Genomic DNA, 24,239 nt, shown 5'->3' on the forward strand with positions numbered 1-24,239 from the left:
TGAAAAACATACATTATCACTTCTTAAATAATTATATTTGAGAAGTGATTTTTGTTTATATCATATGATAATTATGCACGAAAAATTCTTAGAGTATCTGCAGTTTGAGAAGAGGTATTCTCCTCACACCATCACAAGTTACCGGAAAGATCTTGAGGATTTTTGCCATTTTTATCTTGATACCGAATCTTCAGAAGATATTTCCAGGGCCGATAAAAAGATAATCAGAAATTTTATTGCAGATCTCAGCGAAAAAAATATTTCCAAAAGAAGTATCAACAGGAAGCTGTCTTCTCTTCGTAGCTTCTATCTTTTCCTTTTAAAATTAGGAGAAATCAAAGTTTCCCCTGTGGAAAGCATTCCATCCTTAAAGTTTTATCCTGAAAAACAGATTCCTATGTCGAAGGAAGAGATGATCACTCTACAAACCAAAATTCAAGATGAAAAAACTGATATTCTCGACCAGTGCATCGTAGAACTTTTATACCAGACCGGAATCCGAAAAGCAGAGCTTTGTGGCTTAATATTTGAAAGCGTACATATAGAAGAAAGACAGCTGAAGATTCTGGGTAAAGGAAATAAAGAAAGATACATCCCCATCTCAAAAGATCTTGCAGAGATCCTTGCAAACTATTTGAAAATACGAAAGCCGTTGGAAGAGTATGCGTCCTATTTCTTTGTCAATAAGAAGGGCAAAAAACTGACGGAAAAGTTTGTCTATTTAATAGTTAATAAGTACCTTAGTCTTGTTACTTCTAAAGAAAAAAAGAGCCCGCATATCCTGAGACACAGTTTTGCAACACACGTTTTGGATAACGGGGCCGAGATTTCAAAAGTAAAAAAAATATTAGGACATTCAAGCCTTGCAAGCACACAGGTGTACACGAATGCCAATATAGAACAGTTGAAAAAAGTGTTTAATCAGGCTCATCCAAGAGCAATTAAAAAAGAAGAATTATGAAGATTTCAGTACAATCAATCGGGTTAACTCCACACGAACCGTTAGAGTCTCACATCGAAAAAAAAGTAAGCAAACTTGAAACATTTTATGATAAAATTCTGGAGTGCAAAGTATTGCTAAAAGTTGAAAACCATTCGGATAAGGCAAATAAAAATGCGGAACTTATTCTGGTCGTGCCCGGTGAAGATATTGTTGTAAAAAAGACGTCGGCTTCTTTCGAAGAAAGTTTAGATATGTGCGTTGATGCCGCTAAGAAACTGTTAATCAAGAAAAAAGAATTAGCTTAAAAATTTAAATTAAAAAAGTCAATAAAAAGTTTGAGATTTCAAAAAATCTATTCTATATTTGCACTCGCAAAAAGGAATATCGATCTTTTGAAATCTTTTTTATTTTGCCTCCATAGCTCAGCTGGCCAGAGCACGTGATTTGTAATCTCGGGGTCGTGGGTTCGAATCCCTCTGGAGGCTCAATTAATATACAATGTCTGGGAAGATTCCAGAGTGGCTAAATGGGACTGACTGTAACTCAGTTGCTTCGGCTTCGCAGGTTCGAATCCTGCTCTTCCCACATTTATATTAAAAAAAGTCTTGCATTTCTTACTTGCTTTTTGTAGGTTTGCAGACCGTTACCAATAATTTTGGAAACAAAATTGCGGAAGTAGCTCAGTTGGTAGAGCGTCAGCCTTCCAAGCTGAATGTCGCGAGTTCGACCCTCGTCTTCCGCTCAATAAGAATCACACTGTAAAAGGGTGATTTTTTTTTAAACTGCTGAAAAATGTAGAGTAGAGTTTCTCTGTTATTTTCAGACCGGATAATTTAAAATGCCTCCATAGCTCAGCTGGCCAGAGCACGTGATTTGTAATCTCGGGGTCGTGGGTTCGAATCCCTCTGGAGGCTCTATTTTAATATAAACATGAGGGAAGATTCCAGAGTGGCTAAATGGGACTGACTGTAACTCAGTTGCTTCGGCTTCGCAGGTTCGAATCCTGCTCTTCCCACAGTTTATATTAAGAAAAAAACTTGCAAACATAAAAGGTTTTTCCTAAGTTTGCACAGCGTTTACCAATAATTTTGGAAACAAAATTGCGGAAGTAGCTCAGTTGGTAGAGCGTCAGCCTTCCAAGCTGAATGTCGCGAGTTCGACCCTCGTCTTCCGCTCAACAAGATCACGCTGCAGAGTGTGATTTTTTGTTTAAGGCCGACTTAGCTCAGCGGTAGAGTGCTTCCTTGGTAAGGAAGAGGTCACGGGTTCAAGTCCCGTAGTTGGCTCAGATTTATCCCGATTCTTTTCGGGATTTTTTTTGTTTAAAGCATACCAAATAACTACTATAAATCGGTATTGGCATTTTCGCAGATCCTGTCCTGAAATAATTCAAACTCAGATTGTCAAATTAAAATTTAATTAAAACTAACCCGTGATTAGTATAATCGTTACGGAATCCTATTAATTTTGATTAATTTCGTAATTAAATATACTGTTGATGAATATCCTTTTATTGGAAGACGATCTTATCCTTTCTGCCGAGCTCTGCAAGTTCTTGGAGGCAAATCATTTTGCCTGTGACAAAATTTATGATGGGGATACTTTTCTCCGACAGATTAAAGACAATACCTATAATCTGTATTTGCTGGATATTAATGTACCGAAAATAAATGGTTTAGACGTCTGTCAAACCATTCGTTCTTTTGATAAAAACACACCCATTATCATCATTTCAGCATATGGCGACCTTGCCGATAAAAAAGATGCGTTCACACGACTTGCGGATGATTATCTGGTGAAACCGTTTCAGTTTGAAGAACTACTTCTGAGAATCAACTCTCTTTTAAGAAGAAAATCTCCTTCCGACAATTCAGATCAGGAAATCATCAGAATCGATGATCTTATTATCAATAAGACCGAACAGAAAGTGTACCGAGCCGGGAACGAAATTGCACTTACCCTGAAGGAATTTCAGTTACTGGCGTATCTTGCAGAAGCACAGGGAAGAACGGTTTCTAAGCAGCAGATTACAGAAAACGTGTGGGAGCATAATTTTAACACCAATACCAATACGGTTGAGGTATATATTAATTTTTTAAGAAAAAAGATAGATAAAGATTTTAAAGTGAAGCTGATACACACACGTTCCGGATTCGGATATTACCTAAATCCTTTATAGATGTCCTTAAAAAGAAAAATCGCCCTTACACTCAGCATTTCCTTTTCGTTGCTGTTCGGGATTGTACTCATCATTATTTACATGTCTTTTAATGATTTCAGGAGAGATGAGTTTAAGAACAGATTTATTCAGCGCTTAGAATTTACTTCAGATTTTATTTCAAAATCAAAAAACTTTGAGCAGGAAGCTCCTGTTTTTTTCAGTGAGCATTCAGATAATTTTCTTTTAAACGAAACCATTCTTATTTTTAATGGTAAGAAGCAACTTATTTACAGCACTGTAAAAAACAGAAAAGTCAGCTGGGACAATGCACTTTTGAAAGAGCTGGATCAGAAAAAGACCATTTACAGCGAGAAAACAATTCCTGAAATCTATGCAGCATTAAAAAATATACACGGCGAAAATTATTACATTCTTACCAGTGCTTTTGATACCAACGGGCAGTCGAAATTGGCCTATTTAAAATATCTTTTGATTACGGCATACATTATGAGCACGCTTTTCATCGGGTTTTTAAGTTATTACTTTATGGGAAAATTCCTGCGTCCTTTGGAAGATCTTAATAATGAAATCTCTGAAGTTACTGCCCATAAACTTGCTACTCAGATCCCTGTAGAGCAGTCAAATGACGAGATCAGCATTCTTGCCCAATCTTTTAATACGATGATTGTACGGCTGAATGATGTTTTCCAGTCCCAGAAAGATTTTACCGCAAGTGCTTCCCACGAAATCAGGACACCGATTACCAGAATGGCTTTTCAGCTGGAAAATTTAATTAAATTAGAACAGCATTCTCCTAAAACACTTTCTGCTTTACAGCAAATGCTGAAAGATGTGTATCAGTTATCTGACCTTACCAATTCTTTATTGTTGCTCACCAAATTTGATAAAGAAAATATCCAGACCATTTATGAAGAGGTACGAATCGATGAGGTGGTTTTTGAATCTTTTGACCGGGTTCAGAAAAACTATCCCCACCTGAAAATGGATTTCCTGATCGCTGAAAATGAATCTGACCAGGATTTTTTGACTATAAGAGGGATTCATTCACTTCTGACCATCGTTTTTATCAATTTATTTAAAAATGCGGCAGTATATTCGGATCATTCCGAAGCAAAGGTATTAATTACCGAAAGCGAAACACAGCTTATGGTGGAAGTGACTTCTGTGGGAAATACCATCTTGCCGGAAGAGCGGCCCAAGCTTTTTGACGCTTTTATGCGCGGAAACAATTCTCAGAATATAACAGGATCCGGATTGGGGCTGAGAATTGCAAAAAGAATTTTAGAATACCATAATGCAGCGATTTCTTATCAGTCACCTGCAGAGAAAAAGAACCGTTTTGTTGTGGTTTTTAATAAATAATAAAATAATTTTTAAATAACCTAAAGCATAGTAATAAGAGAATCCCGAAATAGAATTTCTATCTCGGGATCCTCAAACTATATATAATTGAAATCTGTATTTCTAAAAACCTAAGCCAACCGTGAATGCTTTTACCGGATTTGGGTAATCTTTAAGAACGGTCGTTGATCCGTTAGATAAATTCACAGTATAGATTTTTGTGGTGGTTCCGATCATTGCCATCAGATAAGCCTTCTGGCTCTTGCTTCCGATATCGAATCCATTCGTACTGGTAATATTGATTCCTAAAGAACCTGTTTCTACTAAAGTTCCGTTGTTAGGAGGGTTTTGCTGATACAATTTGTCCGTATTGTGATCTATCACGTATAAGGTGGTTGCAGTAGTTCCTGCAAAATTATTGGTATACGCTGCAGCGCTTAGCATCGGTGTTCCAGGATTAATTACTCCATCTACAGCAGTAATGGTTCCCGTTACAGGATCTAATCGAAGATTCTGCCCCGTATTGCTTACTACTCTGATTTTATCAACCAAAGGATTAAAATCAAAACCGAAATCTGTTCCTGAAAGTGCGGTGCTAAAAGGCGCACTTCCCACAGCTGTAGCCGCTCCAGTACCAAGATTAATCGTGTACAGTCTGCTTGTGCTTCCCAATGCATATAATTGTCCGTTAAGCGGACGGAAATCAATTCCTAAAATATTCTCCCCTGTCTGTAAACCGGTTATTGTTTTCATGACCGGCATAGGATTGTTGGGATTAAAAATCTGTAACGCGTTTGAATTATCTATTGCATATGCCACAGCTTCTGTCGGGATCGCAAGATCGATTACTTTTTGTGACAGCGATGCAATACCTGAAGCTTTTCCTGTAATAAGATTTACGGCGTATAAACTGTTCTGTGATCCGCTTGTTGCAGCCATGAGCGCAACAGTATTATCATAATTAATGTCAAAGGCAGCCTGTCCCGTGAAGGTAACTCCTAAAGCTCCCACTTCTACTAAAGTTCCGTTATTCGGAGGATCCTGCTTAAATAGTTTTCCAGACGTTGCATCAAGATCATATAAAATCGTTGAAGATGCGCCGGATTTGCTATTGGTGTACGCAATACCGGAAACGGAAGATGTGTTTGCAACACTTGTGTCAGTTGCAGCAATGGCCCCTGTTTCAGGGTTTAAACGGAGATTTTGTCCGGTGTTTGTTACCAGTCTGATCCGGTCAACCGTAGGATTAAAGTCTATAGAAGCGATACTGCCTGAAATGGCGGGCGAGAAAGCCGTTGTGCTTACGGCTCTTGCAGATGCATTTGAAGTATTGATGATGTAAAATTTACTTGCGTCAGAAACAGCGTACAATTCACCAGTTGCCGGTCTGAAGTCTATGCTTAATAATTTTTCTCCGGACCCCAAACCTGTTACAGCGGTTTTTGAAGAAAATGTGGAAGCATTATTTGCATTGAAAAGTACAAGTTCGTTGGTTGCGGTAATTCCGTATACCATGAGATCCGGGGCCGGAATTGCCATGTCTGTCATCATATCATTATCATCATCATCAGAATCATTACATGAGAATAATGTTACGACAGCAAAAGCTGCCAGATAAAAAGTAAGTAGTTTTTTCATAAGTTTAATTTTTTAATGTTTAAATAGATTAATAATACTTACGAGGAAAAAAGCCTGCTGGATTTTGAAACAGATTTTCTCAGTTAATAAATTTGTGTAAATTTGCATCGCAATACTTATAAATATATAGGCAGCGGATACTTTGGATATGAAACTTGTTTTTTTTTACAGAAAAAGATTTTAGTATTTAAAAATTCATTATATTTGCACACTGAAAAATTGAATAAAACAATAAAATAAATAATTTAAATCATGGCAAAGGAAACGTTTAATCGTAACAAACCACACTTGAACATTGGTACTATTGGTCACGTTGACCATGGTAAAACAACACTTACTGCAGCGATCAGTGCTGTATTAGCGAGCAAAGGTCTTGCTGAGAAAAAAGACTTCTCTGCGATTGACTCTGCTCCTGAAGAAAAAGAAAGAGGGATTACTATCAATACTGCTCACATTGAGTACGAAACTGAAAAAAGACACTATGCTCACGTTGACTGTCCAGGTCACGCGGATTATGTAAAAAACATGGTAACTGGTGCTGCTCAGATGGATGGTGCTATCGTAGTATGTGCTGCAACAGACGGTCCTATGCCTCAGACTAGAGAGCATATCCTACTTTGCCGTCAGGTAAACGTACCTAGAATTGTTGTTTTCATGAACAAAGTTGACATGGTAGATGATGCTGAATTATTAGAGCTTGTTGAAATGGAACTTAGAGATTTATTATCTACTTATGATTTCGACGGTGATAATTCTCCAGTAATTCAAGGTTCTGCACTTGGTGCACTTACTGCTGCTACCGCAAGCCCTGTAAACTCTGATGATCAATGGTTTAAAAGTGTTGAAGCGTTAATGGATGCTGTTGATACTTGGATCGAAGAGCCGGTAAGAGATACAGAAAAGCCATTCTTGATGCCGATTGAAGACGTATTCTCTATTACAGGTAGAGGTACTGTTGCAACAGGTAGAATTGAAGCGGGTATTATCAATACTGGTGATCCTGTTGATATCGTTGGGATGGGTGATGAAAAATTAACTTCTACAATTACAGGGGTTGAGATGTTCAGAAAAATCCTAGACAGAGGTGAAGCTGGTGATAACGTAGGTCTATTGTTGAGAGGTATTGAAAAAACTGACATCAAGAGAGGTATGGTAATCGCTAAGAAAGATTCTGTGAAGCCACACAAAAAATTGAAAGCTTCTGTATATATCCTTTCTAAAGAAGAAGGTGGACGTCACACTCCATTCCACAACAAATACCGTCCTCAGTTCTATGTAAGAACTACAGACGTTACAGGTGAGATCTTCTTACCAGAAGGTGTAGAAATGGTAATGCCTGGTGATAACTTAGAGATCACTGTAGAATTGTTACAGCCAATCGCTCTTAACGTAGGTCTTAGATTTGCGATCAGAGAAGGAGGTAGAACAGTTGGTTCTGGTCAGGTTACAGAAATCTTAGATTAATTCTAAAATAATATAAAAGTTCCGTAGGGAAACTTACGGAACTTTTTAATCTACGGGCATCGTCCAATGGTAGGATACCGGTCTCCAAAACCGTTGATCTGGGTTCGAATCCTAGTGCCCGTGCAAAAAGAAAATAATGAGCTTAGTAGAATTTTTAAAAGGTTCTTATAACGAATTCAGACATAAAGTAGAATGGCCAAAATGGTCTGATCTGCAGTCTTCAACTATTGTAGTAACGATTGCAACGGTTATTTTAGCATTATTTACCTTCGGAATTGATGAATTGTTTTCTAAAGCAATCAGCAATATAATAGGGATGCTAATCAACGTATTCAACTAATAAAAGTATTTTCCCATAATGAGCGAATTGAAATGGTATGTGCTGAAAGCAATCAGCGGACAGGAAAATAAAGTGAAAAACTATATTGAGTCAGAGATCAAGCGCTTTGGGTTTGAACAATATGTGACTCAGGTGGTTATTCCTATGGAAAAGGTTATTCAGCTTAGGAATGGTAAAAAAGTACCTAAAGAAAAGCCTTATTATCCTGGTTACTTAATGGTAGAAGCAGATTTGATGGGTGAGATTCCTCACATTATCAAAAATATTCCCGGAGTAATCTCTTTTTTGAGCTTAACCAAAGGCGGAGACCCTGTTCCAATGAGAAAGTCTGAAGTCAACAGAATGCTCGGAAGAATGGATGAGCTTTCAGAATTTGCTACAGATGCCGAAATCCCATTCATCGTTGGCGAAAACGTAAAAGTAATCGACGGTCCGTTTAACGGATTCAACGGTACGGTAGAAAAAATTCTTGAGGATAAAAAGAAAATCGAAGTTTCAGTATTGATCTTCGGAAGAAAAACTCCGATGGAACTAAGCTTTATGCAAGTAGAAAAAGTATAAATTACTATAAAAAATAAAAAATACCGTTCAGAAATGAGCGGTATTTTTTATTATTAAAAAGAAAGTTTTGATGAGCGTTATTGTTCTACTGTAAAAAATTGACTAATAAATATTTATTTTATCTGAAATTTAATAAGTTATGTATTTGCTAATTAAAAAATATTTCATAATTTTGCAGTCCGAAAGTAGGATTACTATTTGTGAGTAGGTAACCTGCTGAATAATAAATGCTTCCAACTCATTAATTATTCAAACTTAAAAAAGAAAAAATGGCTAAAAAAGTCTTTAAAATGGTAAAGCTTCAGGTGAAGGGAGGGGCAGCAAACCCGTCTCCACCAGTAGGTCCTGCATTAGGTTCTGCCGGTGTAAACATTATGGAGTTTTGTAAACAATTCAACGGAAGAACGCAGGATAAGCCTGGTCAGGTTCTACCGGTAGTAATTACGGTATACGAAGACAAATCTTTCGAATTCGTAATTAAAACACCACCTGCTGCAATTCAGTTAATGGATGCTGCAAAGATCAAAGGAGGATCAGGTGAACCAAACAGAAACAAAGTAGGGGCAGTATCTTGGGCGCAAGTTCAAAAAATTGCAGAAGATAAAATGACAGACCTTAACTGTTTTACAATGGATTCAGCTCTTTCTATGGTTGCAGGTACTGCAAGATCTATGGGATTAAGAGTAACAGGAACTAAACCCACTAACGCTTAAAACTAATAGAAATGGCAAAATTAACTAAAAAGCAAAAAGAAGCTTTAAGCAAAGTAGAAAAAGGAAGAATCTATAACCTTGAAGAAGGTTCAGCTCTTGTAAAAGAAGTGAACACGGCAAAGTTTGATGCTTCTGTAGATATCGCTGTAAGATTGGGTGTAGATCCAAGAAAAGCAAACCAAATGGTAAGAGGTGTTGTATCTCTTCCTCACGGTACCGGTAAAGATGTTAAAGTTTTGGCTTTAGTAACTCCGGACAAAGAAGCAGAAGCGAAAGAAGCGGGTGCAGATTATGTAGGTCTTGATGAATATTTACAGAAAATAAAAGACGGTTGGACAGATGTTGACGTAATCGTTACTATGCCTGCTGTTATGGGTAAACTAGGACCTTTGGGTAGAGTTTTAGGACCAAGAGGTTTGATGCCTAACCCAAAATCAGGTACTGTAACCATGGAAATTGGTAAAGCAGTAACTGAAGTGAAAGCAGGTAAAATTGATTTCAAAGTAGATAAATACGGTATTATTCATGCTGGTATTGGTAAAGTATCTTTCGATGCTGCCAAAATCAAAGAAAATGCTCAGGAATTAATTTCTACATTGATCAAAATGAAACCTACTGCAGCTAAAGGTACTTATGTAAAAAGCATTTATTTGTCTTCTACCATGAGCCCCGGGATTGCAATTGATACTAAAGCTGTTAACTAATATATATCCTTAAGACAATGACAAAAGACCAAAAAGTTGTAGCAATACAAGAGATCAAAGACTTGCTTCAGGATGCAAAAGTAGTTTATGTAGCAGATCTAGACGGTTTGAACGCTGCAAAATCTTCTGACTTCAGAAGACAGGCTTTCAAACAGAATATCAAAGTAAAAGTAGTAAAAAATACACTTTTGCAAAAAGCAATGGAACAGATTGAAGGAGTAGATTACTCTGAAATGTTCCAGACTTTCAAAGGAAACTCTGCATTAATGGTTGCTGAGACTGCAAACGGTCCTGCAAAATTAATCAAAGATTTCAGAAAGAAAGAAGAGAAGCCGGCATTAAAGTCTGCTTTTGTACAGGAAACTTTCTATGTGGGTGATAATAATCTTGATGCCTTAGTAAGCATTAAGTCTAGAGAAGAAATGATCGGTGAAATCATCGGATTGCTTCAGTCACCAATTCAAAGAGTGGTTTCTGCTCTTCAAAACAAATCTGAAACAGGAGAAGCTAAAGCAGAAGAAACTGCTGCGCCTGCTGTAGAAGAAACACCTGCTGAGGCGGCTCCGGAAGCTCCTGCTGCAGAAAGCACGGAAGAAACTCCAAGTGCTGAATAAAGACTCTCAAAAAATTAAATAAATAATCAACAAAAACATTACAACAATGTCAGATTTAAAAAATTTAGCGGAAACGCTAGTAAACTTAACCGTAAAAGATGTAAATGAATTAGCTACTATCCTTAAGGATGAGTACGGAATCGAGCCAGCTGCTGCTGCTGTAGTTATGTCTGCAGGTGGTGGAGCTGAAGCTGCTGAAGAAAAAACAGAATTCGACGTAATTCTTAAAGCTGCTGGTGCATCTAAATTAGCAATCGTTAAATTGGTAAAAGATTTAACTGGTGCTGGTCTTAAAGAAGCTAAAGATATCGTAGACGGAGCTCCTGCTGCTATCAAAACGGGTATCTCTAAAGACGAAGCTGAAGCGCTTAAAAAGCAACTTGAAGAAGCTGGTGCTGAAGTAGAATTGAAGTAATTTTATTTTACATTATATTATAGCCTGAACATTTTTGTTCAGGCTTTTTTTGTTAGTTTATGTAATGCTGTCCGATTTTAAATAGCGTATTTCCATCAAAATAAATATTATTCGATTTGGTATTTTCCTTATCGCAGAAATACAGTATGGAGATAAAATATGAGTAAAAAAGGTCGAAGGAAAATAGATTAAAATAAACCCATGATTTTCACCTCAACATTATTACTGAAATTTGATAGATTTCATATATTACTAATACGTAATATGGTTTGAATCATAATTATGATTATTTTTGCAGCTATAAAGAATTATAGTTGAAAAAAGCTTTATTATTTAAAATTATAGGTGCTGAAAATTTGAAATACAAAGAACATTTCAATATTTTCCGCATTTTTTTAGTTTTAATTTTGCTTTTATGTCAATCATTTGTCTTCGCTCAAGATTCTATTACTAACGCTAAAAAAGAGCAGCCAAACATTGTGATGACCAATGGTGCTTACATCTATTCTACTGATGAAAACTTTAATAAGCAGATTCTTAACAATGAGGTGAATTTAAAAAATGGCGAGCTTACCTATCATCAATCTGACAAAAACAGTAAAGTAATAATCAAATCTGTGGCTGATGCTGCTAATAAAAAAGAGCCATTTCAAAATCAGTTTAAGAATACCGTCAAGAAAAAGAAAAAAGAAACAAACAGTATTGATAAAAGGATTAAAGAGTTTGAAAAACAAAAAAAAGATTTTCAGAGTCAGCAATTTAATCCGGATCCGTTCACTGGTAAGTTTTTAGCAGGTCATCAGATTTTTAAAGATTATATAACGCCGCCATATCACCATGATTATTCAAAAATGGTTAATAGGTATCATCGTATACTGATAACATTAGCGCTAGATTATCTTCATTCTCAGAAATATATTCAATACAATAATAAATCATTAGATCATTGTTTCTCTAAAGTCTTTTCTGTAAGGCCGCCTCCCCATACTTTATTTTCGTAGCTAATGACTTTTAAGGAGTCAGAATATAGGTTTATTAATAAGCCTTTTCTTTAATTATTAAAATAAAAAAATGAATAAGAACATACTCTTACTCGCAGCATTTTTTGTAGTGCTGTTTAATACATCTGTATCTTCCCAGCAATTAGGCAGGCTTTATATATCCTCAGCAACAACAGGGAGAATTTATGATATTACTACCGGGGTTACACCTACTTTGGTAACAACTCCGGCTGGTGTAAATGCCAATTTGGGAACTGCGGTGACTAACTTAGCAGTCGGTTATGATTCTCCGGCTCAACCTAATACCTTAGTGTATATCCATTCGAATACAACGGCTGCATCTGCTATTAATAAAAATGGGGCGGCTACAGGAGTAACGCTACCGGTTGCTATGGGGGGATTTGGTACTAACAACGTACCTGGAACCTATTTCGGTCAGGTTTTTGGATTTCAAAGTGCTTCAAAGAATTTATATAGGGTTTATCCTACAGCAAGTGCCGCTATGGTTATTACCGGTGATGCAACCTGGAATTTAGGTACAGTAAGTATTCTTCTTAATGATACAATGTTCGACTACCTCAACAATATTTATACAATTGTATCAAATTCAGCAGATAACAACAGGTATCTATACAAAATTACAATAACAAGTGCAACAACAGCAACAGCTGCACAAGTAGCTCAGGTTACAGGCCCGGTTGCAACCATTACAAACTCATTAGGATCAGCTTACCTAAATGGTAAAATGTATGTTGTGGATAATACAAACCCACAAGTCCTGTATACAGTTGATTTGATTACGGGTGTTTCTGTTACTGACAGAACATTTGATGCTTCAGTAAATTTTACGGGAAGTAAAGATTTGGCTTCTGTAGATTATTATCTGCCGTTTCAGTTTAACTGCGGTGGGGCAACATTTATCAGCGGAAACCCATTTGTACCGGGATATACTTCAACAAGAACATTGAGGATTCCTATCACAGCAGTATATGCTCCGGGAACGTATACGATCTCTGTAAGCGGAACCGACTTTAATACGGTCAATCAAAGTGTAACCATTACCGGTACAACAACATTTGTTGATGTTCCTATGACATATACAGGTGGAGGTACGGCCGGAACACGCACGCTTACCATTGGTTTAAGTACTACAACCTGTACTACAACGGCGACGATAGAATCAGACACAGATAGTGACGGACTGGCAAACAGCATAGATCTTGATTCTGATAATGATGGAATTTTAGATATTTTTGAATGTACACAATCAGTAGTTAATCAGCCATACAATACTACAAACGGTACAACAGTATCATTTTCAGCACCGGCAGCAGATTTAGGATTTATATTTGATGTTTATACCTTAGATAATTCATTCAACTTAAATATAAACGGAGTAAATTTAGCCACCAGTGAGATTCAGTTTCAGCCGGACCAGGTAGATAATATAAGATTTATAGGAGGTGAGAGATATGGTAATGGCTCAATTCCGCAGATTTACGCGATGACCGGCAACGCTACTAACCCTCTGGTAAGAGTTATAATACATAAAAATGGAAGCGTAAGCATGTATGGTAGTAAAGTAGGAAATGGACCATTATTTCCGCTGGAACTTTATAATGGTAATGCTTTTAATACAATTACCTGGAATACAACGGGCGCAAATAATGTAATACTAAGTCAAGCCGTTGTAGGTACCACCTATATTACAGGGAATGGAAACGGATTACAAAATGGTTTTTGTGATCCCGATGGTGATTCAATCTCCAATCAATATGATACCGATTCTGATGGTGATGGTTGTGCTGATGCAGTAGAGGGTTCAGAAAATGTCCGTATTACACAAATTCATGCATTAAGTTTACCGTCGTCTGATACTAATTATCCTTACAGAGGGCAAATAAAAGTATTAGCCAACGGAACGACTACAGGAACACCTTCTCAGGTGATTAGTACGGTTGCAGCTGCAAACGGTGTACCTTTACTAGTCAACAATGCAACTAATAATACCGGTGGTATTGCAGGTGTTGCCGATAATACGGACGGAACTGCAGATGTCGGACAGGGAATTGGTACGGCTCAAAACAGTAATCAACGTGACGCAGACTGTGCAAGATGTTTCCGTCCTGCGACTTCACCCGGAACAGGAGGTCTTTCTACAAGTAATGGTATTACTGCTTTATCAAGAGGAGGTAATAATGGCAACTGGCCCATGAAAATTACTGGTGCGTATACTGTATTAGATGCAAAAACGAAAGGTTTGGTAATCAACAGAATGCCAACCACTCAATTGGCTTTAATTACTGCTCCGGTTGTAGGGATGATGGTGTATGACACAACGGTTAACTGTCTAAAAATTTATGACGATTCCAATACCTGGAGATGTTTCAGTAATCCGACATGTGATAATTTTAACCAATAATTAAAGAAAAATGAATAAATATATAATAACATTGTGCTTATTTGTTTCGGGGCAGATTTTCAGTCAGATTACCATTGGTAAATCTGCAGCAACTTTGACTCCGGCAAGTGCTTTTGTATCGATCGAATTTGGTGATGCAGCAGGAGGACAAAAGGGAATCGTTCTTCCATGGGTAACGAGTGAAGCTGTTCTTGGCGGAACGACTCCTGCACCTATTACCGGAACGCTGTTTTTTGATTCAGCGACTAAAAAAATAAAATTTGGAAGTTCTACCACCAGTGGAGCTACAGCAATAAGTCAATATATAGATCTTTCTGCAGGAGCACTAACTCCGGCTGCGGGTGTAGGAGTTGCTGATACCAATGCAGAAATATCTACGGCAAAAATGGTTATTTCAAGCAGTGCAACAGTCGCAGCAACAAATACGACAAGCGGTATTATGGTTTTAGCAGATACTGATAAGGCGATGGTGCTGCCCAGAGTAAACTCATATACGGATATTGTAAATCCAAGTCCCGGAATGATGGTGTATGTAACGGGTACAACACCAGATCAGCTGGCTGTTTTCAACGGTAGTGAATGGTCTTTTTGGGATGGGGTTCAAACAGTTACTTCGGCAACAACAGGCAGGGTGTGGATGGACCGTAATCTGGGTGCAACGCAGGTTGCAACTGCTTTGACTGACGCTGCTGCTTATGGAAGCCTTTACCAATGGGGACGTTTAACAGACGGGCATCAAGTTCGTACTTCTGCAACAACTGCTACGCTAAGTACTACTGACGTACCGGGTAATGGTAATTTTATTACAAATGGTACGGCGCCTAATGACTGGCGCTCAACTCAAAACAATAACTTGTGGCAAGGAATTGGCGGTATCAATAATCCTTGTCCTAACGGTTTTCGTATTCCTACATTAGCAGAATTTATTGCGGAAGGGTTTGCTACAGGTAATGCGGCATTTGCTTCTGTTTTAAAATTACCTGCTGCAGGTGTCAGAAGTACAGCAGGTGCTGTAAGCACCGAAGGAACCAATGGTAATTATTATACCAGTACGATTTCTGGTACTTCATCATCTGCATATACTTTTACTGCTACAACAGTCGCTACTTCAACTGTACCACGTGCAACCGGAGCATCGGTGCGATGTATAAAGAATTAATTACTTAATTATTTAGCTCATTAAAAAAACGCTGTCTATTAATTAGACAGCGTTTTTCTTGATTTGGAACTCAGTATAGGTTTCTAGTTAGTAATTGCAACCTCTTAAGATAAGTTTGTATTTAAAGATTTTTAAATTATATACTTGCGCAATCTTCTGAAAATTAGTATATTTGCAGTTCTTTTGGCGCTAATAATTGTTTATAAATCAGTAATATATTGTAAATCAACTCTTTCATCATAGTGGAGGAGATTTCGTGTTATACAGAATTACAAATATTTTCGTCAAAAGAACCCATTAGAAATATTTTGCACTACACTGTGAAAAGATATACCAGTGTTGCAGTTAGAAATTAGAGTTTAGAATAAAGAATTAAGCATAAAGACTACTTCTGATAGCGCCAAACATCAAATGTCTTTATCTTGCCTACTTATCTTCAGTCTTTTTTCTGATATTTTTTTGTAAAATCAAAATATTTTTTAACCCTTTCTTAAAAGTTTTATGAGTAAAACAACAGCAATCACTAAGGGAAACGAGAGAGTGAATTTCTCGACAGCTAAAGGAAAAATCATTACTCCTGACTTCCTGGATATCCAGTTAGAGTCATTTAAAGATTTTTTCCAGCTGGATACGCTTCCCGAAGACAGAAAGAAAGAAGGTTTGCACAAAACCTTCCAGGAAAACTTTCCAATTACCGATTCTAGAAACCAATTCGTTTTGGAATTCTTAGATTATCTGGTAGATTCTCCACGGTATTCGATCGACGAATGTGTGGAAAGAGGATTAACGTATTCCGTACCTCTGAAAGCCAGGCTTAAACTCTACTGTACAGACCCTGAACATGAAGATTTTCAGACAGTTGTACAAGATGTGTATTTAGGTCCGGTTCCTTATATGACTCCGTCTGGTTCATTTATCATTAATGGAGCAGAGCGTGTTATTGTAACTCAGTTACACAGATCTCCGGGGGTATTCTTCGGACAGACGTACCACGCAAACGGAACCAAATTGTACTATTCAAGAATTATCCCTTTCAAAGGATCTTGGATGGAATTTACAACAGATATCAACAGCGTGATGTACGCGTATATCGACCGTAAGAAAAAATTACCTTTAACGACATTACTAAGAGCAATCGGTTTCGAATCTGATAAAGACATCCTTCAGATCTTTGACCTTGCAGAAGAAGTGAAAGTTTCTAAAGCGGCCCTTAAAAAAGTAGAAGGCAGAACTTTGGCTGCGAGAGTATTGAACACCTGGTTCGAAGATTTCGTAGACGAAGATACAGGAGAGGTAGTTTCTATTGAAAGAAACGAAATTATCTTAGACAGAGAAACAATTCTGGAAAAAGAGCATTTAGATCTTATCTTGGATGCAGGTGTGAAATCGATCCTGATTCACAAAGAAAACAGCAACGAATTCTCTATCATTCAGAATACGTTACAAAAAGACCCTACCAACTCTGAAAAAGAAGCGGTAGAATATATTTACCGTCAGTTAAGAAATGCAGATCCACCCGATGAGGAAACAGCAAGAGGAATCATTGAAAAATTATTCTTCTCTGAACAGAGATATTCATTAGGAGAAGTAGGACGTTACAGACTAAACAAAAAATTAGGTCTAAACATCCCGACGACAACTGAGGTTCTTACCAAAGAAGATATCATTGCGATTGTAAGACACTTGATCGAATTGGTAAACTCTAAAGCGGAGGTTGATGATATTGACCACTTGTCAAACAGAAGAATCAAAACCGTTGGTGAGCAGTTGGCAGGACAGTTCGGGGTAGGTCTTTCAAGAATTGCAAGAACGATTAAAGAGAGAATGAACGTTAGAGATAACGAAATCTTTACTCCGCTCGATCTTGTTAATGCGAAAACGTTAACATCAGTAATCAACTCATTCTTTGGAACCAACCAGCTTTCTCAGTTTATGGACCAAACCAACCCATTGTCAGAAATCACGCACAAGCGTAGGCTTTCTGCACTAGGACCTGGAGGTTTATCAAGAGAAAGAGCAGGTTTTGAGGTACGTGACGTTCACCATACCCACTACGGAAGAATTTGCCCGATTGAAACTCCGGAAGGGCCAAACATCGGTTTGATCTCTTCTTTAGGAATATATGCTAAAATCAATACTTTAGGGTTCATCGAAACACCATACAGAAAAGTAGAAAACAGTAAGGTAGATTTACATGCTGATCCTATTTATCTGAATGCAGAAGACGAAGAAGATAAAGTAATTGCTCAGGCAAACGTAGAATTAAATGATAACGGAGAATTCTTAACAGACAGGATCATTGCCAGATTAGATGGAGATTATCCTGTAGTAGAGCCTTCTCAGGTTAAATTGATCGACGTGGCGCCAAACCAGATTTCCGGTATTTCAGCTTCATTGATTCCTTTCCTGGAACATGATGATGCAAACCGTGCATTGATGGGATCCAACATGATGCGTCAGGCGGTTCCTTTATTGAAGCCACAAGCTCCAATCGTAGGTACAGGTCTGGAACAGCAGGTAGCAAAAGATTCAAGAATCTTGATCAATGCTGAAGGTATAGGTGTGGTAGAATACGTAGATGCTGATAAGATTACCATTAAATATGAAAGAAGCGATGACGAAGATTTAGTATCATTCGAATCTGCTACAAAAACATATAATTTAACGAAGTTTAGAAAAACCAACCAAAGTACAACCATTACCCTGAGACCAAACGTAAGAGTAGGTGAAACAGTGGAAAAAGGACAGGTGCTTTGCGACGGATATGCTACTGAAAACGGAGAATTGGCTTTAGGTAGAAACTTGGTAGTTGCCTTCATGCCTTGGAAAGGATATAACTTTGAGGATGCGATCGTAATCAACGAAAAAGTAGTACGTGAAGACTGGTTTACTTCAATCCACGTTGATGAATATTCTCTTGAAGTTCGTGATACCAAACTAGGGATGGAAGAACTGACCGCAGATATTCCGAACGTTTCAGAAGAAGCTACCAAAGATCTTGACGAAAACGGAATGATCAGAATTGGTGCAGAAGTGAAGCCTGGAGATATCATGATCGGTAAGATTACTCCAAAAGGGGAATCTGATCCTACTCCTGAAGAGAAACTTCTAAGAGCAATTTTTGGTGATAAAGCCGGTGATGTAAAAGATGCTTCATTGAAAGCAGATTCTTCATTAAGAGGGGTGGTAATCAACAAAAAATTGTTCTCAAGAAACATTAAAGATAAAAAGAAAAGAACTGAAGAAAAACTAAAGCTTGAAGAGATTGAAAATACTTATAAAGCTAAGTTTGACGAGTTGAGAAACACTTTAATCGAAAAATTAAATACCCTGGTCAGCGGTAAAACTTCTCAGGGAGTTACGAATGACTTAGATGAAGAAATTATCGGTAAAGGAGTAAAATTCACTCACAAATTATTGACTTCAGTAGAAGATTATGTTAACGTAAGCGGTGCAGACTGGACGGTTGATAACGATAAGAATGAATTGATCAAACAATTGATTCACAACTATAAAATCAAATTCAACGATATCCAAGGAGTTAAAAACCGTGAGAAATTCGCAATTTCTATCGGGGATGAGCTTCCTGCAGGAATTATGAAGTTGGCTAAAGTTTACATCGCTAAAAAACGTAAGCTGAATGTAGGAGATAAAATGGCGGGTCGTCACGGTAACAAAGGGATTGTTTCCAGAATCGTTCGTGAAGAAGACATGCCATTCTTAGAAGACGGAACACCGGTAGATATCGTATTGAATCCACTTGGGGTACCTTCCCGTATGAACATCGGTCAGATTTATGAAACCGTTCTAGGATGGGCTGGTCAGAAATTAGGGATGACGTTTGCGACACCAATCTTTGATGGCGCAACGCTTGATCAGATTACAGAATATACTGAGAAAGCAGGTCTTCCGAAATTCGGTCACACATATCTTTATGATGGTGGAACAGGAGAGAGATTTACACAGCCGGCAACAGTAGGTATTATTTATATGCTGAAGTTAGGACACATGGTTGATGATAAAATGCACGCACGTTCTATCGGGCCTTACTCATTGATTACGCAGCAACCATTGGGAGGTAAAGCTCAGTTCGGAGGTCAGAGATTCGGAGAGATGGAGGTTTGGGCTCTTGAAGCATTCGGAGCATCCAATATCCTGAGAGAAATCTTGACGGTGAAGTCGGATGACGTGATTGGTAGAGCAAAAACTTATGAAGCGATTGCAAAAGGTGAAGCAATGCCTGAACCGGGTATTCCTGAATCGTTCAACGTATTACTTCATGAGTTACAGGGTCTTGGATTAGACGTAAGATTGGAGGAGTAAATTAAAAGATTTAATTATTAAAAATTAAAACATTAATGAACTCCGAGATGATAAGAGCGAAAGTAATTTTAAATCTTTCAATCTTTTAATCTTTTAATCAAAAATTAAATTATGTCAAATAAAAATAAATCAAGTAGATTTAATAAAATAACCATCGGTTTAGCTTCACCGGAATCCATTCTTCAGGATTCCAGAGGAGAAGTCTTAAAACCGGAAACTATTAACTACAGAACGCACAAGCCTGAAAGAGACGGGTTGTTCTGCGAAAAAATCTTCGGTCCTGTAAAAGATTACGAATGTGCTTGTGGAAAATACAAGAGAATTCGTTACAAAGGGATCGTTTGTGACCGTTGTGGAGTAGAGGTTACGGAGAAAAAAGTACGTAGAGAAAGAATTGGGCATATTGGCTTGGTTGTTCCTATCGCGCACATTTGGTATTTCCGTTCTTTGCCAAACAAAATCGGTTATCTTTTAGGGATTCCTTCCAAGAAATTAGATATGATCATCTATTACGAGAGATATGTTGTGATTCAACAGGGTATCGCTAAGAAATTGGATGGTTCTGATTTTGACGATAAAGAATTCCTTACAGAAGAAGAGTATCTTGATATCATGGAAACTCTTCCTGTAGAAAACCAATATCTTGATGATGCAGATCCCAACAAATTCATCGCCAAAATGGGTGCTGAAGCTGTTGAAGAATTGCTGAAAAGAATTGATCTTGATGCTTTGTCTTTCGATTTAAGACACAAAGCGCACAACGAAGGTTCAAAACAAAGAAGAACTGAAGCTCTGAAAAGATTGAACGTCGTAGAAGCATTGAGAGGTGCCAATACAAGAATGATCAACAGACCGGAGTGGATGATTATGCGTGTACTTCCTGTAATCCCGCCAGAATTAAGACCATTGGTTCCGTTGGATGGAGGACGTTTCGCTACTTCCGATCTGAATGACCTTTACAGAAGAGTGATCATCAGAAACAACCGTTTGAAGAGATTATTGGAGATCAAAGCTCCGGAAGTAATCTTGAGAAACGAGAAGCGTATGCTTCAGGAATCAGTAGATTCATTATTCGATAATACAAGAAAATCTTCTGCTGTAAAATCTGAATCAAACAGACCTTTAAAATCACTTTCAGATTCATTGAAAGGAAAGCAGGGTCGTTTCCGTCAGAACTTATTAGGAAAAAGGGTAGATTACTCAGCGCGTTCGGTAATTGTTGTAGGTCCAAACTTACAGCTTCATGAATGTGGTATTCCTAAAGATATGGCAGCGGAATTATACAAACCGTTTATCATCAGAAAACTGATCGAAAGAGGAATTGTAAAAACAGTAAAATCTGCAAAGAGAATTATTGACAGAAAAGAACCTGTCGTATATGATATCCTTGAAAACGTGATGAAAGGTCACCCTGTTTTATTAAACAGAGCACCTACGCTTCACAGATTGGGTATTCAGGCTTTCCAGCCTAAAATGATTGAAGGGAAAGCAATTCAGCTTCACCCGTTGGTAACGACGGCCTTCAATGCCGATTTCGATGGTGACCAGATGGCGGTGCATTTACCGTTGGGCCCGGAAGCGATTTTGGAAGCTCAGTTGCTGATGTTAGGCTCTCAGAATATCCTGAACCCTGCAAACGGTTCTCCAATTACGGTACCATCTCAGGACATGGTTCTTGGTCTTTATTTTATGACTAAAGAATTAAGCTCTACCGATGATATGAAAGTTTTAGGAGAAGGTTTAGCATTTTACTCTCCGGAAGAAGCGGAAATCGCTTACGCAGAAGGAAGAGTTTCTCTGAATGCTAAAGTAAGATGTAGAGTACCGGTAAAAGAAAACGGAGAATTGGTTATAAGATTAACTGAAACTTCAGTAGGTAGAATTTTATTCAACCAGATCGTTCCTAAACAGTCAGGATATATTAATGAGCTTTTAACGAAGAAATCATTAAGAAACGTGATCGGTAAAATTCTTGCAGATACAGACTTCCCTACAACAGTGAAGTTCCTGGATGCAATGAAAGATTTAGGATATTCAAACGCATTCAAAGGTGGTCTTTCTTTCTCATTAGGGGATATTGTTGTTCCTGTTGAGAAAAAGCAGATGGTTGCTTCAGCGATTGAAACGGTTGACGAAATTAGAGCCAACTATAACATGGGTCTTATTACAGACACAGAAAGATACAACCAGGTAATTGACGTTTGGACAAATACCAACGCCGGATTAACTGAAATGATCATGGGTAGAATGAAAACCGATCAAGGTGGGTTCAACTCAGTATACATGATGCTTGATTCTGGTGCAAGGGGTTCTAAAGAACAGATCCGTCAGTTATCAGGAATGAGAGGTTTGATGGCAAAACCGCAAAAAGCAGGTTCTACCGGTGCGGAAATTATTGAAAACCCGATTTTGGCCAACTTTAAAGAAGGTCTTTCGATCCTTGAGTACTTTATCTCTACTCACGGTGCCCGTAAAGGTCTTGCAGATACCGCTCTTAAGACTGCCGATGCAGGATACTTAACGAGAAGATTGGTAGATGTTGCTCAGGATGTGATCATTACAGAAGCCGATTGTGGTACTTTAAGAGGAACAGAAGTTACGGCACTTAAGAAAAATGATGAGATCGTTGAAAAAATCTCTGAAAGAATCTTAGGTAGAGTATCTCTTCATAATATCTATGATCCGGAATCAGATGATTTGATTGCCGATGCAGATCAGATTATTGATGAGGCATTAGCAAAAAGAATCGAAGCAACAGGAATCGAAGCGGTTGAAGTGCGTTCACCATTAACCTGTGAAACCAAAAAAGGAATTTGCGCCAAATGCTACGGTAGAAACCTGGCAACCGGTAAGAAAATCCATATGGGTGAAGCAGTAGGGGTAATTGCAGCACAGTCTATTGGGGAACCGGGAACTCAGTTAACATTGAGAACCTTCCACCAAGGGGGTGTTTCTACCAACGTTTCAGAAAATCCGTCTATTGTTGCCAGAAGAGATGGTATCGTAGAATTGGATGAAGTAAGAACGATTACTTCTGAAGATGAAAACGGAAATACTGCAGAAGTAGTGGTTTCCCGTACGACAGAATTCAGATTGGTTGCAGATAACGGCGTGAGAACACCGTTGATGATTGCCAATGTACCTTACGGTTCTCAATTGGTTGTAAAATCAGGAGATAAAGTGAAGAAAGGAGATCTTATTGCAAAATGGGACCCTTACAACGCGGTAATTATCGCTGAAACAGCGGGTAAAGTAGAATACGAAGATATTATTCAGGGTATTTCATTCCAGCTGGAGATTGACGAGCAGACAGGATTTGAAGAGAAAGTAATCTCTGAATCCAGAAATAAGAAAGCCGTACCTACTTTGAAAGTGGTAGATTCTAAAGGTGTTGAACAAAAAGGATACAACTTACCGGTAGGAGCCCACTTAATGGTAAATGATGGTGAAAAAATTAAGGCTGGTAAAGTTTTAATCAAGATCCCGAGAAAATCTGCAAAAGCAGGAGATATCACCGGAGGTCTTCCGAGAGTTACCGAATTATTCGAAGCAAGAAACCCTTCCAACCCGGCGGTGGTTACAGAAATCGATGGGGTAGTTTCTTACGGAAAAATCAAAAGAGGTAACCGAGAATTGATCGTTGAGGCAAAAACCGGGGAAAGAAAAATTTATTTGGTTAAATTATCCAACCAGATTCTGGTACAGGAAAATGACTTCGTGAGAGCGGGTTCACCACTTTCTGACGGGTCTATCACTCCGGACGATATCTTAAGAATCAAAGGCCCAACTGCGGTTCAGGAATATTTGGTAAATGAAATTCAGGAGGTATACCGTTTGCAAGGGGTAAAAATTGACGATAAGCATTTCGAAATCATTGTAAGACAAATGATGACAAAAGTATCTATTGTTGATGGAGGTGATACTCAGTTCCTTGAAGGCGCTCTTGAGCATAAATATGATTTCTTGGAAGAAAACAACAGAGTATTCGGTCTTAAAGTAGTAACAGAAGCTGGAGATTCTAAAGAATTCAAACCGGGTCAGATGATTACTGCAAGAGAATTGAGAGACGAAAATTCTAAGCTGAAACGTGAGGATCAGGCTTTGGTTGAAGTAAGAGAAGCACTTCCTGCAACAGCAACGCCTGTATTGCAAGGGATTACAAGAGCAGCTCTTCAGACCAAGTCATTCATGTCTGCAGCATCATTCCAGGAAACTACGAAAGTTCTTAACGAAGCGGCAGTTGCCGGTAAAGTTGACAGCCTGAACGGTCTTAAGGAAAATGTAATTGTAGGACACAGAATTCCTGCAGGTACAGGTCTTAAAGAATATCAAAGTGTTATCGTAGGTTCTAAGAAAGAATTCGAAGATATTAACTAATATTTTATTTATAGATTACGGATATAAATTTTAAATGATTTA

17 protein-coding genes and 8 tRNA genes are annotated in these 24,239 nt (G+C 38.0%); 24 read left to right on the forward strand and 1 reads right to left on the reverse strand.

The features are described 5' to 3' along the window. Nucleotides 1-73: 73 nt before the first annotated feature. From N0B16_RS13595 to N0B16_RS13645, 11 genes are all read left to right on the forward strand, one after another. Entirely contained in the window at nucleotides 74-961 is an 888-nt protein-coding gene (locus N0B16_RS13595) for a tyrosine-type recombinase/integrase (protein WP_262991495.1), read from the forward strand. Continuing rightward, the gene (locus N0B16_RS13600) at nucleotides 958-1,248 is read left to right on the forward strand and encodes an HPF/RaiA family ribosome-associated protein (protein ID WP_262991496.1); all 291 of its coding nucleotides are present in this window, start codon (nucleotides 958-960) and stop codon (nucleotides 1,246-1,248) included. Before N0B16_RS13595 ends, N0B16_RS13600 begins: the two co-directional genes overlap by 4 nt. 106 nt (nucleotides 1,249-1,354) lie before the next feature. Beyond that, nucleotides 1,355-1,428 (forward strand) — tRNA-Thr (locus tag N0B16_RS13605). Nucleotides 1,429-1,447: 19 nt separating this feature from the next. Further along, a tRNA-Tyr gene (locus N0B16_RS13610) sits at nucleotides 1,448-1,528 on the forward strand. Between the two features lie 84 nt (nucleotides 1,529-1,612). Continuing rightward, nucleotides 1,613-1,685: transfer RNA gene (locus N0B16_RS13615), tRNA-Gly, on the forward strand. Between the two features lie 98 nt (nucleotides 1,686-1,783). Continuing rightward, a tRNA-Thr gene (locus N0B16_RS13620) sits at nucleotides 1,784-1,857 on the forward strand. Nucleotides 1,858-1,877: 20 nt separating this feature from the next. Then, a tRNA-Tyr gene (locus tag N0B16_RS13625) sits at nucleotides 1,878-1,958 on the forward strand. 87 nt (nucleotides 1,959-2,045) lie between these two features. Beyond that, nucleotides 2,046-2,118 (forward strand) — tRNA-Gly (locus N0B16_RS13630). 39 nt (nucleotides 2,119-2,157) lie between these two features. Beyond that, a tRNA-Thr gene (locus N0B16_RS13635) sits at nucleotides 2,158-2,229 on the forward strand. A 212-nt stretch (nucleotides 2,230-2,441) separates the two neighbouring features. After that, nucleotides 2,442-3,122 (forward strand): response regulator transcription factor, encoded by a 681-nt coding sequence (locus N0B16_RS13640; protein WP_262991497.1) that lies wholly within the window; start codon nucleotides 2,442-2,444, stop codon nucleotides 3,120-3,122. Continuing rightward, nucleotides 3,123-4,487 (forward strand): sensor histidine kinase, encoded by a 1,365-nt coding sequence (locus N0B16_RS13645; protein ID WP_262991498.1) that lies wholly within the window; start codon nucleotides 3,123-3,125, stop codon nucleotides 4,485-4,487. 102 nt (nucleotides 4,488-4,589) lie between these two features. Here N0B16_RS13645 and N0B16_RS13650 read toward each other — a convergent pair whose 3' ends face one another. Further along, nucleotides 4,590-6,104, reverse strand: coding sequence for a DUF4394 domain-containing protein (locus N0B16_RS13650; RefSeq protein ID WP_262991499.1), 1,515 nt, complete (start codon nucleotides 6,102-6,104; stop codon nucleotides 4,590-4,592). A 252-nt stretch (nucleotides 6,105-6,356) separates the two neighbouring features. Between N0B16_RS13650 and tuf the strand changes: the two genes are divergently transcribed. The 13 genes from tuf (at nucleotide 6,357) to rpoC (ending at nucleotide 24,197) form a co-directional block, all read left to right on the forward strand. Next, on the forward strand, nucleotides 6,357-7,568 hold the full coding sequence (gene tuf, locus N0B16_RS13655; protein WP_262991500.1) for an elongation factor Tu: 1,212 nt from the start codon (nucleotides 6,357-6,359) through the stop codon (nucleotides 7,566-7,568). Between the two features lie 52 nt (nucleotides 7,569-7,620). Next, nucleotides 7,621-7,691: transfer RNA gene (locus N0B16_RS13660), tRNA-Trp, on the forward strand. 13 nt (nucleotides 7,692-7,704) lie between these two features. Then, nucleotides 7,705-7,908 carry a preprotein translocase subunit SecE gene (secE, locus tag N0B16_RS13665; RefSeq protein WP_262991501.1) on the forward strand — a complete coding sequence of 68 codons (204 nt, stop codon included), beginning with the start codon at nucleotides 7,705-7,707 and terminating at the stop codon, nucleotides 7,906-7,908. Between the two features lie 18 nt (nucleotides 7,909-7,926). Then, on the forward strand, nucleotides 7,927-8,469 hold the full coding sequence (gene nusG, locus N0B16_RS13670; protein WP_262991502.1) for a transcription termination/antitermination protein NusG: 543 nt from the start codon (nucleotides 7,927-7,929) through the stop codon (nucleotides 8,467-8,469). A gap of 269 nt (nucleotides 8,470-8,738) precedes the next feature. After that, nucleotides 8,739-9,182, forward strand: coding sequence for a 50S ribosomal protein L11 (rplK, locus tag N0B16_RS13675; RefSeq protein WP_162088342.1), 444 nt, complete (start codon nucleotides 8,739-8,741; stop codon nucleotides 9,180-9,182). An 11-nt stretch (nucleotides 9,183-9,193) separates the two neighbouring features. After that, on the forward strand, nucleotides 9,194-9,886 hold the full coding sequence (gene rplA / locus N0B16_RS13680; RefSeq protein ID WP_262991503.1) for a 50S ribosomal protein L1: 693 nt from the start codon (nucleotides 9,194-9,196) through the stop codon (nucleotides 9,884-9,886). Nucleotides 9,887-9,903: 17 nt separating this feature from the next. Next, nucleotides 9,904-10,500: a 50S ribosomal protein L10 gene (gene rplJ / locus N0B16_RS13685; protein ID WP_262991504.1), complete on the forward strand. Its 597-nt coding sequence runs from the start codon at nucleotides 9,904-9,906 to the stop codon at nucleotides 10,498-10,500. Between the two features lie 46 nt (nucleotides 10,501-10,546). Then, complete coding sequence (gene rplL, locus N0B16_RS13690; RefSeq protein ID WP_219970376.1) at nucleotides 10,547-10,915, forward strand: 50S ribosomal protein L7/L12; 369 nt, start codon at nucleotides 10,547-10,549, stop codon at nucleotides 10,913-10,915. 314 nt (nucleotides 10,916-11,229) lie between these two features. Beyond that, nucleotides 11,230-11,916: a hypothetical protein gene (locus N0B16_RS13695; protein WP_262991505.1), complete on the forward strand. Its 687-nt coding sequence runs from the start codon at nucleotides 11,230-11,232 to the stop codon at nucleotides 11,914-11,916. Between the two features lie 70 nt (nucleotides 11,917-11,986). Continuing rightward, on the forward strand, nucleotides 11,987-14,338 hold the full coding sequence (locus tag N0B16_RS13700; RefSeq protein WP_262991506.1) for a phage tail-like protein: 2,352 nt from the start codon (nucleotides 11,987-11,989) through the stop codon (nucleotides 14,336-14,338). 10 nt (nucleotides 14,339-14,348) lie between these two features. After that, the gene (locus tag N0B16_RS13705) at nucleotides 14,349-15,497 is read left to right on the forward strand and encodes a phage tail-like protein (RefSeq protein ID WP_262991507.1); all 1,149 of its coding nucleotides are present in this window, start codon (nucleotides 14,349-14,351) and stop codon (nucleotides 15,495-15,497) included. Between the two features lie 501 nt (nucleotides 15,498-15,998). Further along, nucleotides 15,999-19,820, forward strand: a complete 3,822-nt coding sequence (gene rpoB / locus N0B16_RS13710) for a DNA-directed RNA polymerase subunit beta (protein WP_262991508.1) — start codon at nucleotides 15,999-16,001, stop codon at nucleotides 19,818-19,820. 111 nt (nucleotides 19,821-19,931) lie between these two features. Further along, nucleotides 19,932-24,197 carry a DNA-directed RNA polymerase subunit beta' gene (gene rpoC, locus N0B16_RS13715; protein WP_262991509.1) on the forward strand — a complete coding sequence of 1,422 codons (4,266 nt, stop codon included), beginning with the start codon at nucleotides 19,932-19,934 and terminating at the stop codon, nucleotides 24,195-24,197. The last annotated feature ends 42 nt before the right edge of the window (nucleotides 24,198-24,239 follow it).

Origin of the sequence: Chryseobacterium gilvum (genome assembly GCF_025628965.1) — a bacterium.
Lineage (GTDB): Bacteria > Bacteroidota > Bacteroidia > Flavobacteriales > Weeksellaceae > Chryseobacterium > Chryseobacterium gilvum.